General features: G+C 38.2%; 16 protein-coding genes. 15 read left to right on the top strand and 1 reads right to left on the bottom strand.

Annotated elements, in window-relative coordinates; all coding sequences use genetic code 11:
• Positions 1-24: 24 nt before the first annotated feature.
• The 11 genes from BMW61_RS07170 (at position 25) to BMW61_RS07120 (ending at position 11,202) form a co-directional block, all read left to right on the top strand.
• Positions 25-1,095, top strand: a complete 1,071-nt coding sequence (locus tag BMW61_RS07170) for an ArdC family protein (protein WP_091820624.1) — start codon at positions 25-27, stop codon at positions 1,093-1,095.
• A 115-nt stretch (positions 1,096-1,210) separates the two neighbouring features.
• On the top strand, positions 1,211-1,501 hold the full coding sequence (locus BMW61_RS07165) for a hypothetical protein (RefSeq protein ID WP_091820621.1): 291 nt from the start codon (positions 1,211-1,213) through the stop codon (positions 1,499-1,501).
• A 287-nt stretch (positions 1,502-1,788) separates the two neighbouring features.
• On the top strand, positions 1,789-2,835 hold the full coding sequence (locus BMW61_RS07160) for a helix-turn-helix domain-containing protein (protein ID WP_091820618.1): 1,047 nt from the start codon (positions 1,789-1,791) through the stop codon (positions 2,833-2,835).
• Between the two features lie 17 nt (positions 2,836-2,852).
• Positions 2,853-3,503 (top strand): hypothetical protein, encoded by a 651-nt coding sequence (locus BMW61_RS07155; RefSeq protein WP_091820617.1) that lies wholly within the window; start codon positions 2,853-2,855, stop codon positions 3,501-3,503.
• A 239-nt stretch (positions 3,504-3,742) separates the two neighbouring features.
• Positions 3,743-4,627, top strand: a complete 885-nt coding sequence (locus BMW61_RS07150; protein WP_091820615.1) for a DUF6033 family protein — start codon at positions 3,743-3,745, stop codon at positions 4,625-4,627.
• A gap of 21 nt (positions 4,628-4,648) precedes the next feature.
• A complete protein-coding gene (locus BMW61_RS07145; protein WP_091820614.1) occupies positions 4,649-5,200 on the top strand; it encodes a hypothetical protein in 552 nt (183 codons plus the stop codon).
• Between the two features lie 344 nt (positions 5,201-5,544).
• Positions 5,545-5,928, top strand: coding sequence for a BlaI/MecI/CopY family transcriptional regulator (locus BMW61_RS07140; RefSeq protein WP_091820612.1), 384 nt, complete (start codon positions 5,545-5,547; stop codon positions 5,926-5,928).
• On the top strand, positions 5,925-7,040 hold the full coding sequence (locus tag BMW61_RS07135) for a M56 family metallopeptidase (RefSeq protein WP_091820611.1): 1,116 nt from the start codon (positions 5,925-5,927) through the stop codon (positions 7,038-7,040). The genes BMW61_RS07140 and BMW61_RS07135 overlap by 4 nt, the downstream gene beginning before the upstream one ends.
• Before the next feature lie 294 nt (positions 7,041-7,334).
• The gene (locus tag BMW61_RS07130) at positions 7,335-8,450 is read left to right on the top strand and encodes a hypothetical protein (protein WP_091820609.1); all 1,116 of its coding nucleotides are present in this window, start codon (positions 7,335-7,337) and stop codon (positions 8,448-8,450) included.
• Positions 8,451-8,572: 122 nt separating this feature from the next.
• A complete protein-coding gene (locus BMW61_RS07125) occupies positions 8,573-10,012 on the top strand; it encodes an IS5 family transposase (RefSeq protein ID WP_091820608.1) in 1,440 nt (479 codons plus the stop codon).
• A 107-nt stretch (positions 10,013-10,119) separates the two neighbouring features.
• The gene (locus BMW61_RS07120; protein ID WP_091820606.1) at positions 10,120-11,202 is read left to right on the top strand and encodes an extracellular solute-binding protein; all 1,083 of its coding nucleotides are present in this window, start codon (positions 10,120-10,122) and stop codon (positions 11,200-11,202) included.
• A gap of 97 nt (positions 11,203-11,299) precedes the next feature.
• Here the strand turns inward: BMW61_RS07120 and BMW61_RS07115 are convergent, their stop codons facing one another.
• On the bottom strand, positions 11,300-11,572 hold the full coding sequence (locus BMW61_RS07115; protein WP_091820605.1) for a response regulator: 273 nt from the start codon (positions 11,570-11,572) through the stop codon (positions 11,300-11,302).
• A gap of 406 nt (positions 11,573-11,978) precedes the next feature.
• On the opposite strand from BMW61_RS07115, the gene BMW61_RS07110 reads away from it, so the two are divergent.
• Genes BMW61_RS07110 through BMW61_RS07095 form a run of 4 tightly spaced genes read left to right on the top strand, consistent with a single transcriptional unit; the run spans position 11,979 to position 16,785 of the window.
• A complete protein-coding gene (locus tag BMW61_RS07110) occupies positions 11,979-13,454 on the top strand; it encodes a S41 family peptidase (protein ID WP_091820603.1) in 1,476 nt (491 codons plus the stop codon).
• A gap of 52 nt (positions 13,455-13,506) precedes the next feature.
• The gene (locus BMW61_RS07105) at positions 13,507-13,923 is read left to right on the top strand and encodes a hypothetical protein (protein ID WP_139176241.1); all 417 of its coding nucleotides are present in this window, start codon (positions 13,507-13,509) and stop codon (positions 13,921-13,923) included.
• A 40-nt stretch (positions 13,924-13,963) separates the two neighbouring features.
• Positions 13,964-16,222, top strand: coding sequence for an ABC transporter substrate-binding protein (locus BMW61_RS07100; protein WP_091820600.1), 2,259 nt, complete (start codon positions 13,964-13,966; stop codon positions 16,220-16,222).
• 44 nt (positions 16,223-16,266) lie between these two features.
• Positions 16,267-16,785 carry a hypothetical protein gene (locus BMW61_RS07095; protein ID WP_091820598.1) on the top strand — a complete coding sequence of 173 codons (519 nt, stop codon included), beginning with the start codon at positions 16,267-16,269 and terminating at the stop codon, positions 16,783-16,785.
• Positions 16,786-16,857: the final 72 nt, after the last annotated feature.

Raw genomic sequence — 16,857 nt, 5'->3', positions numbered from 1 at the left:
TTCTGACAGAAAGGAGGCACTGCCATGAACGAAGAATATGAAAAAGCCAAAATGGACCAGGTAATGAACAAACTGGAAGAGGGTGTTAAGAATCTTTTCAATTCTGAGAATTACAAAATCTATCTCAGTACCATGGCAAAGTTTCATACCTACAGCTTCAATAACACTCTGCTCATTGCGATGCAGAGACCGGATGCAACACTGGTTGCAGGCTATCAGGCATGGAACCGGAACTTTGGACGTTACGTGAAAAAGGGTTCAAAGGGTATCAGGATCATCCAGCCTGTTGTGAAAAAGAAGGAAGAACCACAGAGAGATGACATGATTCCTATTCTTGCTCCGGGACAGACCATGGAGGATTACAGGAAGGCTCAGGCGGAAAAGAAGCCTGAGTATGTCAATGCCGGCTTTAAAGTGACCAGTGTGTTTGATGTTTCTGATACTGACGGTAAAGAGCTTCCCACCTTAGGTGTGAAAGAACTGTCCGGAAATGTTCAGGACTATGAGAAGATGATAAATGCGCTGAAGGCTGTTTCAAAGGTTCCTGTAGAATTCCATGATATACCGGGTGAAGTCAAGGGTCATTACAACATGGCGGAGAAGAAGATTGCTGTGAATAAAAATATGTCCGAAGTACAGACAATCAAAACTCTGATCCATGAGATTACTCACAGCCTTTTGGACGACAGGGATATCAATGCTGCAAAGGGTATAGAGCAGAAATCACGTAATGACTCTGAATGTATAGCAGAATCTGTGGCGTTTACGGTCTGCCAGCACTTTGGAATTGATACTTCCGACTATTCATTCGGATATATCGCTTCCTGGAGTGAGGGTAAGGACACCAAGGAACTGAAGGCATCCATGGAAGAGATACGAACGACTTCTTCAAAACTGATAAAGGAGATCAATGCCGAACTTGGCATTGAGGAGATCGGTAAGGAGAAGCACAACTTTGTGGAAAAGCATGGCCTTATGGAGAAGCATTCCGAGAAACCAGCAAAAGAACAGATTTCAAAAGATCATGCCGATGACACTGTTAAGCATAAGAGGGATAAGCTGAAGTTACTGTCTAAAAATCTCTTCTGCAGATGAGGCTTTTGATTGTTGGAGTATGTGAAGGAATATTTATACGTCTCGCTATTTTCAGATGCAAAATTCTCGTCCGCAGATGAGGCTTTTGAAGCAAAAAACAGTATTCGGAGGTGCCATGGGGAGATTATTAAAGGTCGAGTGTGAGACCATCGTGAACTTTAACAGAGCGGATCCATTTGCGATTGTCTATACAAGAGATAAGGATGTAATGGATAAACTGGATGCCTTATGTAAGAAGTATCCGGACCGCTATGCACTTATGAAGCAGACCGGGAGAGACAAGTATTACAGAATGCCAAAAGAGTACGTGAAGTTCTATTCACCTGCTCAGAATTCTGAAAGTGCAAGAAGGGCTGCAAGTGAGCGCATGAAGAAAATGAACGATGAGAGATATCACAAAAAATAGTTTTATCGTGGAGCTGTAATTTAAAAGCAGCTCCTATACATAATCGACATCATTGTCTGAAAACAGATTTGAAAATATGCTTTTCAAATAATCCAAGCATATTATTGGCAGTTAAAGGGTGTGTGCCTTAAATAACAGGCACATGCCTTTTTATATATGAAGAATCGAAAATTTCATGTTGGTTAAAAATATTTCCAAATGATTAACCTGAATTCAATAGCAAAATCAGATCCTCTTAGGTATCATTATTATTGAACCGGTTCCAATACTGTTTGGAGGAATTGCAGATGTCTATTGGAAAAGTAATAAGAAAGTACCGCAAAGAAAAAGGACTGACACAAGAGGAAATGGCTATCAGGCTTGGAGTGAGTACTCCTGCGGTAAATAAATGGGAGAAGGACAATACCCTTCCGGATATCTCGCTATTAGTGCCTATTGCGAGATTATTTGGCATTTCTACTGATGAACTACTGTCATTTAAAGATGATATCACTGATAAAGAGATTGATATCTTCATCAAGGAATTGGATAGGAGATTGAAGCAGGAGCCATTTGAGGATGTCTTTGCTGATGCTAAAAAGAAAATTGAAGAATATCCCTGCAACGAGAAGCTGAAGTGGCAAGTAGCTGTTGTACTCAATGCGGCGAGACTTCTTAATGAAGTAGACAATAGCGACCAATATGATGAGGCAATCCGTTCATGGTTTTCTGGGTTGTTGGGATCAGAGGATTTATCAATCCGGAAATCGGCAGCGGAATCGCTTTTTCATTATTATTGCAGAAAAGAGGATTATCAAACTGCAGAAAAGTATCTCCAATACTATTCAGAGGACAATCCGGAACGCAAAGTGCTCCAGGCAAATATATTTGCGAAAACAGGACGGATTAGCGAAGCTTATGTAGCATATGAAGAGCTGATGCTTGCAGAAGTTAATCGGCTTCGCATTATAATGAATGCGTTGCAGGTTCTGTGTGAGGAAGACGGCAATTTGGAACAGGCTCATAGAGTAGCTGATGCCAATGAAAATGTAGCAAAATGTTTTGACATGGGTGTTTATCAGGAAAAATCAGTACAGTTAGAACTTGCTGCATATGAGAAAAATGTCGATGAAACAGCCAGGATTATGGAGGCTCTGATTGACAACTGCGCGTCTATATCAGACTTTACCAAGTCAAATCTGTTTTCACACCTTACATTTAAGCAGTTGGGTAAGGATTTTTATGCGGAGTTACAGGCTGAACTGATTAAAAGATTCTGCGACGAAAAGACTTTTGGATATATGAGTGGTAATATTTATTGGGAGACTTTAAAAGACAAAAGTCACAAAGAATAAAGATGGGGAATTATTTAATGAAAAAGGTATTGTCTGCAATAACTATATTGAGTCTTAGTATAGGATTACTTGGTTGCGGAAAGAATCTCTCGCTATCAGCGAATACTTCTGAGGATGAGCAGATCCAGTTTCCGGAAGTGCATAAATGTTCATTTGTATCATTGACAGAAGATTATGATGAGGAAGAGCAAGAGTGGTATTTAGATTCCAATACATTCAGGCATACCATGAAATATGATTTAAATGATTTTTATCGCCATAATGACAACTATGAAGCAATATATCGAACATATAAGAATGTCAAAGGAAACAGTTCGAATTATTCAACCAGTAGTGTAAACCAGGGCCTGGATGGGCTTAAGGAGCAAGCTGCCACATTAGAACACTATCACTTCATTGTACTTGATCTTGCGGGTGACGATTTGCTGCCTAACAGCGGAAAGGAGTATCAGACACTGGTTTTTGATGTGGAAACAGGAGATTACTGGACTGGGAATAGTAGCGATGAATTAACTGTATACGGGAAATGCATCGATGATGAGTATAGCGCTGATTCCGATCTGATTGAGTATGTTGAGGGAAAATGGCCTGTTCCGGAATACATGACTTTTTATGAATACTTATGTTCTATGGATTGGATGCCAGGTGGAAAGACAGATGATCTGTGATTTATGGGCTGGTATTACAGTAATATGGAAGACCTTCAGGAATTGTTTTCTGAAGGCCTTTTTTCGTACAACAATAAGGGTACAAAGAACTTTATACTTTTTTAACAATTTCAGGGTGTATTCCTGCAGAAGTTAAGACGATAAAAGATATATAAGAAATGGATAAGTGTCTTACTATGCGCTTTTAGATATAAATGAATGAAAAGGATGTCGGCTTTTTTACAAGGAGGTAGATCAGTATGACAGGAATTAATGGCATTTCTGCATATCAGCAGATAAATCAGAGTGTCTATAACGAGAAATCGGGAGTGTCTAAGAATCCTGATACAGGTAGGGCAGATCAGGCTGGTTCAGCAAAAAAATCTCAGCAGGCTAAAGTAGAAACAAAAGCGTGGAGTCCGATAGATACCACGAGTTCACTTGTGCCCAGAAAAACTGAATATGGGATGACTATTGGAGATGTGCAGCTTTCCGATAAGGCAAAGGACTACTATAATTCGCTGAAATCAAAATATCATAATATGGAGTTCATTGCTGTCAGTAAGGATATGAAGGCTCAGGTCCAGCAGAATGCTGCCTCCTATGGCAATGCCAACAAAATGGTAGTCCTTATAGATGAAGAGAAGCTTGAGCGGATGGCGACGGATGAATCATATCGCAAAAAATATGAGGGAATGATTGCCATGGCACAGACAAAGATGTCAGAGGCTAAGATGGGACTTGCCAGCAGCGGCGCAAGTGTTAAGAATTTTGGGATGAGTGTTGATTCTAATGGTAAGGAGAGTTTCTTTGCCACTGTAAATAAATCTTCAGATCTTCAGAAAAAGCGTACAGAAAAGAAAGCAGCAGAGAAGAAGGCTCAGAAACTTCAGGAGAAGAAGAAAGCGGAAAAGAAGGCGCAGGAGGAACGTATCCAAAAAGCCAGGGATAAAAAAGCTGAAAAGGAAGATACTGATAAAGATGATTCCAGGATTAAAGATGACGAGGAATATGTAACATTTGAAGCAGATTCCATGGATGAACTTCTCTCTAAGGTGCAGACATACTCATACAATAATGCATCCGGAAAAGTTATGACTCAGGCCGAGCAGATGGTAGGAACAAAGATAGATTTCAGAGGCTGATGGAAAAGAGCGGGGGACGGCATGAATATATCATTTATTGCGAATAATCTATATAGTTCACAGTACATGAAGAATGCCCATGGGAATCTTTATGCTCAGAAGACTGACGGTGCCATGAAGAATACAATTATGGGAAAGATGCCGGTAAATCCTTTTGTATCAAGCTTTGACAGAAGAACAGACAATGAGGTTAATGATCGAAAAGGATTATCACAGCAGATGCGGCAGATGATACGCTCACTGAAGCAGGATCCTCAGCAAGATCAGAATAATAAAAAAATAAATGATTTTCTGACATCATCCGGTTCCCCGGATGCAGCGGAGGAAGAGACAGCGCCTAGGCCGACCTATAATTATAAAGAGGTTGCATCCAAAATACAGAGTGCCAAGACATCAAACAGTGCCGGGCAGGCAGTACTGGCAGCAAAAAGAGCTGTGGCAGATTTTATTGATTATCTGAATCAATATATTTTTCCGACAGAAAAATCTGAATTAGTAAAGAATCTTGGGTGGACTGATCTTGGTGAAGAACTTCCGGATGAATATTGGGGAATTCCTTATTTTAATTTTTAATAGATAGAATAACAAAATTCGTAAGATATTATATTTGATCAAAAAGTAAGTATGATTCCATTCAGTCAATTCAAATTGACACTATAACATAAAAATGATATTTTATAATTATAGTTGGGGAAGGGAATATTAGGGGAAACATAGGGAAAACATAGGAAAAAAACTCTTGATGATCAAGTTTGTTAATTGGGTCAGACAGGAATTTGAATTCTTATATCATCATATAAATCGCATTCTGCGATGAACTATCCAACTGTTTAGTAAATAATTTGCTGATAAGAAACTTTAAGGCTATTTTTGCGCCTTTGGAACTAATAAATGACATCAATATAGGGAGACATAAAATGTATTTAACTCAGAGTGAAATGGAAATCATGCAGGCATTTTGGAAATGTGACAGATCAATGTCGCTTAGTGAACTTAAAGAAGTGAGCCCAAACAGGACCTGGAAGGATCGATCCGTTTTTTCAATGATAAACAATCTGATTAAAAAAGGATTTTTAAAGGAAGATAGTTTTGTTCATAGCGGTAAGACAATAGCAAGGACGTTTGCACCTATAATAAGCTGCACAGAATACATGATCAGCCAGTTTGGTGAATACAGTGACAAAATTGATTATACGCAGCTACTTACAGGCCTGCTCGGAGACAAAGATATTGATCCGAATGATATCGATGAACTTGATAAGCTCATCAGTATGAAAAAGAGGGAGCTTAAGAAAAAATGAGTATTATAAACTTGTGGTCAATCTTGAATGCAGCAATAGTCGGAACTTTTTGGGGACTAATTTTTCGCTTGGCTTTATCGAAACAAAAAATATCATATGAAGAAGGGATAACTCCTTATCTGATAGTACTTCTTCTGATAGTTCTAAGGAGTATATTGCCATTAGATTTTGCGTATAGATTCATTATACCTTCGAAAATTGTATTATATGAGCTTGATGTTTTTTTACAAAGTCCGATTATTGGAGGTTTTAACTTAATAAATATAATTGCACTAACATGGATAATAGGCTCAGCTATAGCCGTGGTCAGATGGGTTAACAATCTTCGCAGGGTAAAAAACACAATTTCATGTATAAAGCAATCATCAAGAGTTCTTCCGGAAGAGTATAGAGATCTAGCCCAAAACATCGGACTTGTTCCTGAAAGAATCATGCTTTCAAAGTACATCGATATGGCAGTTACAGTTGGAGCTTTTGATTACTATGTAATCATTCCAGATATGAACTATACAGACTCGGATATGAGAAATATTCTTCGCCATGAGGCTGATCATATACATCATGGAGACATATTTATAAAAATGCTGATACATATCGCATGCTGCTTATTATGGTGGAATCCATTCCTCTTGCTTTTGGAAAAGGACTTTTCTTTACTCATAGAATATCGATGTGATGACAATGCGGTTAGAGAATATTCTGACATTGAAAAGATCAGTTACGTGGAAACTATAAAAAAGATGGCCGCTTATAAGTTCAACTACCCATGCGAATGCAATGCTGTTGGCTTTGCTATTGCGTCTGAGAAATCTACATTAGTTTCAAGAGCAAAAAGAGTTTTGTTTAACCAGAATAAAAAGCGTAGATGGTCTACTTTGCTTATATGTCCCCTTGCAATTGCTATTTTTCTTGTATCATTTACGGTTCAAGCTCAACCTTCTGGGGATCCTGGATATATAGAAGGAGAAATAATAATAACGAAAGATAACGCATATTTACAGCTTACGCCGGACGGATATGACTTGTATGTTGATGGCGAGCTTTTTGAACAACATATACCTAAAAAAGAATTAAAGGTGGAGCCATATAACATGTTGGAGATAAGAAAATAAAAAAGGACGGTAATATTTGTCCCAAAACCAAATGCTGATGCGTTATTAATATGTAATAGTGTTAGTGAAAATCCAATAAGATCAGATTTGATAATAGTTGAGGATAGCAATTATCACCATGGGAGTATCTTAAGCAAATTTAAGAATTAATAAGATTTGTTAAGGTGAATCCACTGTTAAGATATACCTGGGCGGTGATATAAAATGCTGGCTATGAAATGTAGAGGGTAGTTTTGTTTTGATTAATATGAAAAAAAATATGCTTGATAAGCTAAAAAACTGAATTGGGGAAATATGAAACACATTAAGAATAATTTTATTTTGTTGATATTTATCGCATTTTTAACTATGGGTTGTGTTGCTTGTGGTTCAAAGGCAACGTCAAATGGTTCAATGACAAAAAATGGAGGCGAGGTCTCGGAGTATTCAATAGAAGAGCATGCACTTCCGGATGCAAATACAAATCTTATTACGGAAAGTGACTACTGGGTTCGAGAACTTGATATAAAGATGGCGGGAGACAAGGTCTATCGTCTTGCACAGCTTTGGGGGCAGGATCCTGAGTACAACGTTGAGCTTGATCTTGGGTATTTCATCCAGGTTTCCGAATATCCTTTCACTGAATGGAAAAGCTATGAGGCATCATTTTTGAATCTTGACGGTGAATATGAAGCTACTGATACACGCCACGGCTATCATCCCTGTAAGATAACAGGCATTTATGATGATACTGTTTATTTTGCTGCGGCAGGGCTTCAGAAGAATGAGAAGATCTGCTATGCATTAGGGAAAATGGATTCTTCAGGAACTTTTTCTCTTACCGCAGGTTATCCCATAATTCAGGAAGATCCTGAATATGATACATTTTGTAATGATATTTTCTTTGACGGAATAGATACTGTTTATTCATATCAGACAAACCCTTCGGGAAATGATGTGATTTCCTATAAGATTAGTTCCGGGTATATGCATAAGGATAGCTATCCTGCATCAATTGAAAGAATAAGGATTTCAAAGGAGGGCAAAGCTATATGGTATGGTAACAAAGAAGATTTCTTCTGTGGCGGCGAGGCAGAAAACATGGATAATGCAGTTGCCTGTAAAAATGAGGAAGAGCGTTCTTCAGTTGAAGGTGCAATGCAGGCTCATGATGGATGGTATTTTTCTGATGCAAAATCTCTTAAAGTGACAAAGGATGATAAGACTTCAGAGGAGTTGATTGACTGGCGCAGCAGAGGATACAACTTTAGTACTATCCATGAAATGGAAGTAAAGGATAATTCTTTACAAATGTTGACTGATTTTGAAGGCCGTCACTATGTAATTGTAGTTGATCTTGATTCACAGAAGATGGTATCCAAGCAGGAAGTCGTTATCTCAATGCCCTTTGAGATACCAAGTCTTAACTAGTGCGTGCTCAACAATTAATAACCACTGATATTTACTGACTTTGTGGGCACTCCGTGAGATAATAGATGCAAGGAAATCATTACTTTTGCATTAAAAAACTTGCACCTTTCGCGGAGAATCCCATGTATAAAAAGAATCAAAATCGTCAAATAACCCTCAAGGATTTCAACCAGCCGCTTGGCTTGAAACTGAATCCTGAGAATAAATGGATAAAGAAAGCTGCCATGATCCCATGGGAAGCCATCGAAAAAGAATACGCTGACCTGTTTCCATCAGGTTGTGGAATGCCTGCAAAACCTCTGAGGATGGCTCTTGGTGCTCTTCTCATTCAGAAGAAATATGATTATTCCGACAGAGAGCTTGTAGAACAAATCCAGGAGAATCCGTATTATCAGTATTTCATCGGTCTCCCAGGATTCCAGCTAGAACAGCCATTTGCGCCATCACTGCTGGTTGAGTTTCGCAAACGCCTTACGGATGAAAAGCTTGCCGAGATCAATGAAATGATCATCAAGAACAATAAACATGACGATGACAACACTCCTCCTGATAGTAATGGAGATAACTCTGATAATCATGACGATGCAGGCAATGATAATGATGGAACACTCATCATTGATGCCAGCTGCGCTCCTCAGAATATAGCCTTTCCTCAGGATGTTAATCTCTTGAATGAAGCAAGAGAAAACCTTGAAGAGATCATCATCTCTATCTGCTATGTGTACAACCTCAAAAGACCAAGGATGTACAGGAAAAATGCCAGGAAGGATTATCTTTCACTTGCCAAGAGCAAGAAGCGAACATCAAAGAAGATCCGCAAGGCGATAAAGAAGCAGCTCCAGTACATACGTCGAGACAGGAATTATATCGACTGGCTTTCAAGCTATGGATACTGTCCTGATGAAAAACAGATGGAACGCCTTGAAATTCTGGATAAGCTCGTTGAACAGCAACAGTACATGTATGACAACAAGACTCATACAGTGGAGAACAGGATTGTCAGTGTATCTCAGCCATACATCAGACCTATTGTCAGAGGAAAGAGCAAAGCACCTGTTGAGTTTGGTGCAAAGCTAGACCTAAGCGTAGAGAATGGTCTCGGCAGGATAGAAAAGATATCCTTTGAAGCCTATAACGAGAGCGAAGTGCTCATTCCAGCAATAGAGAACTACTACAAGCGTAATGGTCATTATCCCGAAAGAGTTCTTGCAGATAAGATTTACAGAAACCGAATCAATCTTGTTTATTGCAAGGAGCATGGAATAAGGCTTGCCGGCCCAGCACTTGGAAGACCTGGCAAGGACACTGTCATCGATAAGCGTACCGAGTACATTGATAGCGTAGACAGAATCGAGGTTGAGCGTAAATTTGGATTATCAAAGCATAGTCACGGACTTGGCCTGATTATGACAAAGCGTGAGGATACCACACGCAGCTCAATAGTACTGTCAATCATCTCAATGAACCTGGATAGCCTGTTAAGGCTTTCTTTGTTCCAAAAATTGATTTTGATATTTTCAAGGTACAATTGTTCTTATTTTTTATGCGAAAGCATCGGCTGAAAAAATCAGCCGGTTGCTGAGCATACACTAACTATTATATTTCTGTTTTCAACAGAAGAAGCACAGAATATCACGTTAGCATCAGCCTTCCTGAGGATCCTGAAGACATGGAGAAATATCAGACGGATCTTAATAAAGCCTTTGCTTCAGGCGAAGGCCCCGACATTATAATAAACGGGATTATGAATCAAAAGAACATGGTAAGAGGCGGTCTTATTGCTCCGGTGGATGATCTGGTTACGGATAAGTCAGCATATTTTGAAGGAGCGTTGAAAAGCGGCCAGTTTGAAGAGGTTCAGTATGGTATCCCTTATGAATTCTATTTTGATACTGCTGCATACTCTGGGAAACTCTTTGGAGATAGCGATTCTATCACCTTAAATGATTTCATGGATAAAGCCACGGAGATGGATGCCAAGGCGGTTGCCTTGGGACTTACTGGTGAAGAGATAGTATTTAAATATGGGTTCTATGATGAAAAGAATACCACTTTCATCGACTGGACTGAGAAGAAGAGCCATCTGGACAGTCAGGAGTTTATAGATTTTATAAATTTTGTTGCAAGATATGCAGGTTCGCCCACCATAGATGAGGGAAATTATAAGGATAAGTTGGACGCAGGAGTCGTAATGTCTGAAAGCATGATAATTGGTGATCCGGAGAGGATGAATTACCTTGATGCTTGTTTTGATGGGAACGTATCCTTGGCTGGATACCCAAGGACAGAAGGCTGTGGCGTATACATGACATGCAATATGCTTTACCTCAATTCAAAGGCTGAATGTACAGACGGCGCAAAGGCATTTTTAAAGTTCATCATTTCTCAGGATGCGCAGATGCTAGTTGCCGAAAACAGGTATGTGAATGATGATTCTCAAAGTCAAATAGGCAATTTCCCTGTAGAAAAAGAAGCATTTTACAGAGAAATCGAGCTTGCGCAGATGCAGAAAGCATCAGAGAAAGCAAATTCCAGCATGAATGGGATTAGTTACCCTTCAGGAGGATTGTCCCGTGAATCTGCAGAAAAAATCAAAGCGATGGCAGAAAAAGCGTGTCCTGTAAATAGTGAGCTTGATGATATAGTGGACATCATCTATGAGGAACTTGAACCGTTTTTTGCAGGTCAGAGATCTGCTGAGGATGTTGCGAATGTAATGAGCAGTAGAGTGCAGATATATTTGGATGAGTGAGATTATTGTTTTAGGGGTAACAGATGAAAAAGTTGTATATAGATAAGTCAGATTTAGCTGAAGGTAGTGCATTATTAATATGTAACAGTGTTATTTACTAACAAATATCTGAAAAGGAGGCTTTAAATGTTGAAGGGGAAAAGTGAAAACAAAATAGTAATGAGTAACGTGAGACATCATAAAGTACATGGTGCAGTATTGGGAGCATTATGTCAAGAATTACAAGATCTGTATTATCAGTTAGCATGGAAAGACCTTGTTCGCCGGAAGCGGCTTTTAATACCGAAAAACCTTCACTTTCAAGAAGAATTTCCACACTATCTCTTATGCTTTCATCGTCTTCAATTATCAGTATGGTCTGTGAGCTCATAATGTGTCCTTATTATGGTTTTTCTTTACTATAACATAGATTTTATACGACTTAGGAAAACTTAAGAATTATTAAGATTTATCTGAAAAAATAGATGATAATATAAATTTAGCAAGATGATTAGAGGGAAAGTATATATGAAAAGCTTGATATTTTGTATTGTTGGAATCTGGATTATTATATTTGTTCTTTTATGTCCATTCCCACCATTATTTGGAATCCCCGGTTTGATATGGAGAGCTATTGTGGGAACGATGGGGTGTTCTATTCTTATCTTGGGATTATATGGCAGAAGAAAATCTTAAAATAAGCAGATTTTGTGTCCCGAAATTGAATGCTCACGCGTTATATAAATGAGTGTTTAAAAGATATTTGAGAAGAAAAAGCACTTTGCGAAAGGGATTGTATGAAAAAGAGTTTTTGGCCTAAGAAAATTACCATTTGGTCAGTATTCATCATGCTTTTACTGAATGGATGCGGAAATGATCCAGCAGGACAAAATGTAACTGAAGAACCTGAGGATATAGAATCATTAACAGATGCTACACCGGTTACAGCAGATGAATATGGAAAATATATAGAGAAACAGATATCAGATGTAATATCGGAACTGCTAAACATAGATGCTGCAGAGGTTGAAACTGTTATATCTGATGATTTAGTGGTTCAAGAAGTTACTATCGATACCGGGGCATACGGGGTATCTGAAGATGATAAGGACAATTTAATAAAGCAGATTAAGGTTTTTTGTGGTAACAATGTTAGCATTACCTTTAGCCAGGAAAAAGGTGAAGCTCCATATATGAGCGACTATGAGGTACTGTGGGATGCACTCAGAAATACGTACCCATATTTACCATATCTGCAATCGGTGGGAATTGATACGGATGAAATATACTCGAGATATGCAGAGGAAATAGAATCTGTTTCAGATGAAGACCAATTTTATGGAAAATTAGAAAGCATGCTTTCGGAATTGAATAATTTTGCCCATCTGCGTGTAATCACACCTAGCGAATACATGAGGGCTTATTATGTTCCGGAAGAAGAGAAAGATATGGTAGCTGAGGAAAATTATCCCTATTTAAAAGTTGTGACCAGCCCTTTGCTTTCGAAACGCTATGATGTGTCTGAGGCCACGGAATATGAGACTGGCTCCGCATCTAATGAGGAAATCTTTTCTCAATACTATTCTGATTGTGACACGCTATATCTTAAAATATCGTCTTTTGGATGGGATCTTATTTATAGAGACAGAGATATTATATATGAGTCTTTGGAGCAATATCCTGAAACTAAGCATATCATTTTTGACATTACGGGAAATAGTGGGGGAAGCAATTACTATTGGACAGATAATCTGATTTCTCCATTTGGTGGGCACTATGATTACGAGATTCGTAATTACTATAAATCGTCTCCGTTGTTTGAAGAGTATCGTTCAAATATTGAAACTTTTCCTGTATCTGATTTGAGTGATGCACCTGACTGGGTCGAGGATTTGGGATTAGACAGATATAGTAAGCTTATTTATAGTATCCCTTATGATTATTATGAAGGTAAGACAGTCAATAAAGAGATCAAAAGATGGGTTTTAACAAGTGGTAATGTTTATTCTGCTGCAGAAACATTTACAGGTTTTTGCAAAGCTACTGGTTGGGCTACTATAGTAGGCACACAGACATCGGGGGATGGTAATCATACTTCACCGATTCTATTGTTACTTCCTGATTCGGGTGTACTGATCGGTTTTTCAGACTGCGTAGGCGAAAATCCTGATGGAAGTATTAATGCAGTTCAGGGAACAGCACCCAATATTCCATGTAAGAAGGGTGAAACACCGCTTGGACGTTGTCTTGAAGAGATCAGGAGAAACAATTAGTACGTGTTTTTGGATAAAAAAGCAGAAAAAAGTCTGCAAAAGCGTAGAGAAAATGAAGAAAATAATTATTATAGTAGCTTTTATATGTATTATTGGTACTTCATTATTATGTGTATTAGTAAAAGCATCAAAAGAAGAGCCGGTTTTACCAATGCCGGATCATGTTGTTGTTTATAAGGATGGAAGTATTGAGCACTATGATGAAGGGTCACCTCAGTTTGAAAAGATTACAAAGAAAATCAGGGTTCCATCAGCTGAAAAACTTGAGACTATGATAGAGGATGAGACTGTTTCAGAAGCGAAGCAGGATTACGCCATAGAATATGTATATGATACAAAGCAGTGCCTTGCGGACAGTACGTTTGAATTTGAAAATGTTTTATTTTTCTTGAGTGGATGGTGCAAAGGAGAAGCTGCTTTCGGAAATAATGAGAGTTATGAATCAGGAACTATTGTGTTTTACTATTAAGTTTTTTGGAATCAAGGAAAAATAATTTGTTTGGTGGAATATGAAAAAAGTCAATATTGGGGGAATGCTGGCTGTGATCTTCATGTCGGCGTTTTTTCTTGGAGCATGTGGAAAAACAGAGAATATAAGAGAAAATGAAGCACCGGTAGCAGTTGCTCGGGATGAAGCGGTTCGAGAAAGAAGTCATGTTTTTAAATTGGAAGACAAAAAACTTCCCAATGCGGATATGAGTCTTTATTCGGATAGCTTTTCTGTCGTTAATGGCTGCTGCTATTTTCATGCCTATCATGGAGAAATCCTGACGGCTGAATCTATCTTGAAGCTAACTGTGGAGAGAGATTTTGAGGAAATACTCTTGCCGGAAGAATCAGATTATTATTATGAGAAATTTACAGTTGACGATAGTGGGAATATTTTCATTATAAAGACGGCCTATAGCGATGATTCTTCACCATCAGAAAAGTGTCTTGTTAAGTTATCTGCACAGGGAAATATGATGTGGTCTGCACCATTAACTGAAGCTGATTGTGAGAATGATATCCGTGATGTAGCTTATGTAAATGGTGTAGGGGTAGTAATTGTCGGAGAAGGTGAATTATCAATATATGATGAAAATGATGGACAATTCACAGAAAAAGTAAAGAGAGATACGGATATTCCCAATTACTATGACGCAAAACTTCTTAAGACAAGGAATGGCAAGGTTTATATCTGCGAAGAAGATAGCAATTTGGATTACAAGCTTTATGAGTTTAATTGTGATTCAAAAACATTTGGGAAAGTAGTTGAGACTCCACAATCATTACATGTGAACTGTCAAAATCTTTTTCCGGGAAGTACCTTTGATTTATATGTGGCTGAAAAGGATGGCATTTACGGCTTTAATACTGGGGATATGGAAGCGACTTTGATATATGATTATGTACTGTCAGATATTCAGGTGGGGTATATTGCAATTATAGCGGAACCATCTCCTGATAACATGGTTATATATGGATCACTTGGAAATGATGAGTATAGTTTATGCGGTGTCACAGAAGTTAAACCGGAAGACGTTACATCAAAAACTACTCTGACAATAGGGATGATGGGTATTGATGAGGACGTCAGAAATCAGATGATTCGGTTTAATCAGGATAACGATAAAGTAAGGCTAAAGATTCTGGATTATACAGAAAATGACACAGGTGCAGAAGATGGCAATTTGTCAGCATCATACGAAAGACTTAATCTGGATATGGTTCAGGGAAATACGCCGGATATTCTCATACTTGATGATGATATGCCCTGGAGAAGCTACATTGATAAAGGTGCACTGGAATCTCTCGATAAATATGTAGAACATGATCAGGAATTACCACTGGAAAAAATCCTTGATAATGTTGTAGAGGCTACATCTATAAAGGGAAATCATTACTTTTTAGTTCCCAAATTCCAGATTAATACATGTGTTGCAGCCAAGGATATAGTAGGGGATGAAATAGTAACACTGGAGAATTATAAAGATATTTGCAGTAGGCAGGGCATGGATCCTGCTGATGGAATGGGCTTTCATATACGAGATTACTCGGACATTTATTACTCACTCTGTGGTTCTTCATTTATTGATTATGAAAAAGGTATAAGCGGATATGATTCCGAAGGCTTTAAAGCATTACTTGATCTTATTTCATCATTTCCGGGAGCAGACGATGGCGTGGAATACAGCAGTGAAAGAGAAGGCTATTATAGAGAAAACAAAGCTCTTCTCTTGCCATATACCTTTTTTGACTTTGATTTTTACCAGGTGATAAGAGACGGATATTTTGGAAGAGATATCGTATTTAATGGTTATCCATCTGAAAAATGCGGGAAATCATATATAAGCCTACCACTACAAATTGCAATAAGCAGTTCATGTACAGATAAGGAATCTGCATGGCGCTTTCTTAAATCTTTCCTATCAGATGAATATCAGGAAAAAATAGAAGATGGATTTCCGGTGTCTAAAAAGGCATTTAATGAGCTTGTAAAAAAATCACAGGTCGAACTGGAAGATATATATGGAGATTCACTAATAGCTCATAAAGAATTCAATATTGCAGGTGTTAACGTGGAAAGAAAAGCACTTAGCAAGGAGGAGGCAGAGTATTTTAGCGATTTTATAATGTCTGTGAAAGAAATCTCCCCTGTGGACAATAAGATCCTTGATATTATCAGCGAAGAAGTGGGGGCGTTTTATGCAGGACAGAAAAGTGCTGATGAAGTTGCTAATATCATACAGAGCAGAGTGAGTCTCTACCTTAGTGAGAGTAAGTAATATTTATATGAGATATACGTTAAATATATTGGAGATGATTGGGTATGAGAAAACACAAAATTAAGGCAATAATAAATCCGCTTGAGGGAATCATTTTGGATGATAAGAAGATTTTGCTGGGGATGAGTAAAAGCGAAGTCATCAGCCTTCTTGGAAATGCAGATATATGGGAGAACTGCTATTATTATTTTGATAGTGATCTTGCTATCGATTTTGATGAAAGTGACAAAGTTCAGTTCATAGATTTTCTGGGTGGAAAAAATGGATGCATAGAACCTTATATTTATGGCATGGCTGCTTTTGACAGCAACGCTGATGACTTAGTTGAGGTTTTGAAATCTCATAACAATGACAGAATTGATTATGATGAAAGTGGATATGCATATAACATTAATGAAATAAGCATTGGTATTTCCAGAGAGTCGACTCCTGAGGGAGTTCAGAGAGATATTGAAGAAATGAAGGCAGACGGAGAATATGATCAGGACTATGTTGATTCAGAGCTCGAACTCGCCAGACATTGGGCTACAATAGGTATGGGAAGCCCCAACTATTATGGCTAGACTGAACATAGCCATTTAACTAAGAAATGCAGAATGTGAGCTTTAGCGATAGAGCAGAGATAATGATTTTGT

The organism is Butyrivibrio sp. ob235 (assembly GCF_900109475.1).
GTDB lineage: Bacteria > Bacillota > Clostridia > Lachnospirales > Lachnospiraceae > Butyrivibrio.
The sequence above is the reverse complement of the archived record's forward strand: the minus strand, read 5'-3'. Positions and strand labels throughout refer to the sequence as shown.

Coding starts and splice junctions, on each gene's coding strand:
- BMW61_RS07120 (WP_091820606.1), top strand. CDS start 10,120: ATGGAGAAATATCAGACGGATCTTAATAAAGCCTTTGCTTCAGGCGAA.
- BMW61_RS07095 (WP_091820598.1), top strand. CDS start 16,267: ATGAGAAAACACAAAATTAAGGCAATAATAAATCCGCTTGAGGGAATC.
- BMW61_RS07155 (WP_091820617.1), top strand. CDS start 2,853: ATGAAAAAGGTATTGTCTGCAATAACTATATTGAGTCTTAGTATAGGA.
- BMW61_RS07140 (WP_091820612.1), top strand. CDS start 5,545: ATGTATTTAACTCAGAGTGAAATGGAAATCATGCAGGCATTTTGGAAA.
- BMW61_RS07115 (WP_091820605.1), bottom strand. CDS start 11,572: ATGAGCTCACAGACCATACTGATAATTGAAGACGATGAAAGCATAAGA.
- BMW61_RS07165 (WP_091820621.1), top strand. CDS start 1,211: ATGGGGAGATTATTAAAGGTCGAGTGTGAGACCATCGTGAACTTTAAC.
- BMW61_RS07125 (WP_091820608.1), top strand. CDS start 8,573: ATGTATAAAAAGAATCAAAATCGTCAAATAACCCTCAAGGATTTCAAC.
- BMW61_RS07145 (WP_091820614.1), top strand. CDS start 4,649: ATGAATATATCATTTATTGCGAATAATCTATATAGTTCACAGTACATG.
- BMW61_RS07100 (WP_091820600.1), top strand. CDS start 13,964: ATGAAAAAAGTCAATATTGGGGGAATGCTGGCTGTGATCTTCATGTCG.
- BMW61_RS07130 (WP_091820609.1), top strand. CDS start 7,335: ATGAAACACATTAAGAATAATTTTATTTTGTTGATATTTATCGCATTT.
- BMW61_RS07110 (WP_091820603.1), top strand. CDS start 11,979: ATGAAAAAGAGTTTTTGGCCTAAGAAAATTACCATTTGGTCAGTATTC.
- BMW61_RS07150 (WP_091820615.1), top strand. CDS start 3,743: ATGACAGGAATTAATGGCATTTCTGCATATCAGCAGATAAATCAGAGT.
- BMW61_RS07170 (WP_091820624.1), top strand. CDS start 25: ATGAACGAAGAATATGAAAAAGCCAAAATGGACCAGGTAATGAACAAA.
- BMW61_RS07135 (WP_091820611.1), top strand. CDS start 5,925: ATGAGTATTATAAACTTGTGGTCAATCTTGAATGCAGCAATAGTCGGA.
- BMW61_RS07105 (WP_139176241.1), top strand. CDS start 13,507: ATGAAGAAAATAATTATTATAGTAGCTTTTATATGTATTATTGGTACT.
- BMW61_RS07160 (WP_091820618.1), top strand. CDS start 1,789: ATGTCTATTGGAAAAGTAATAAGAAAGTACCGCAAAGAAAAAGGACTG.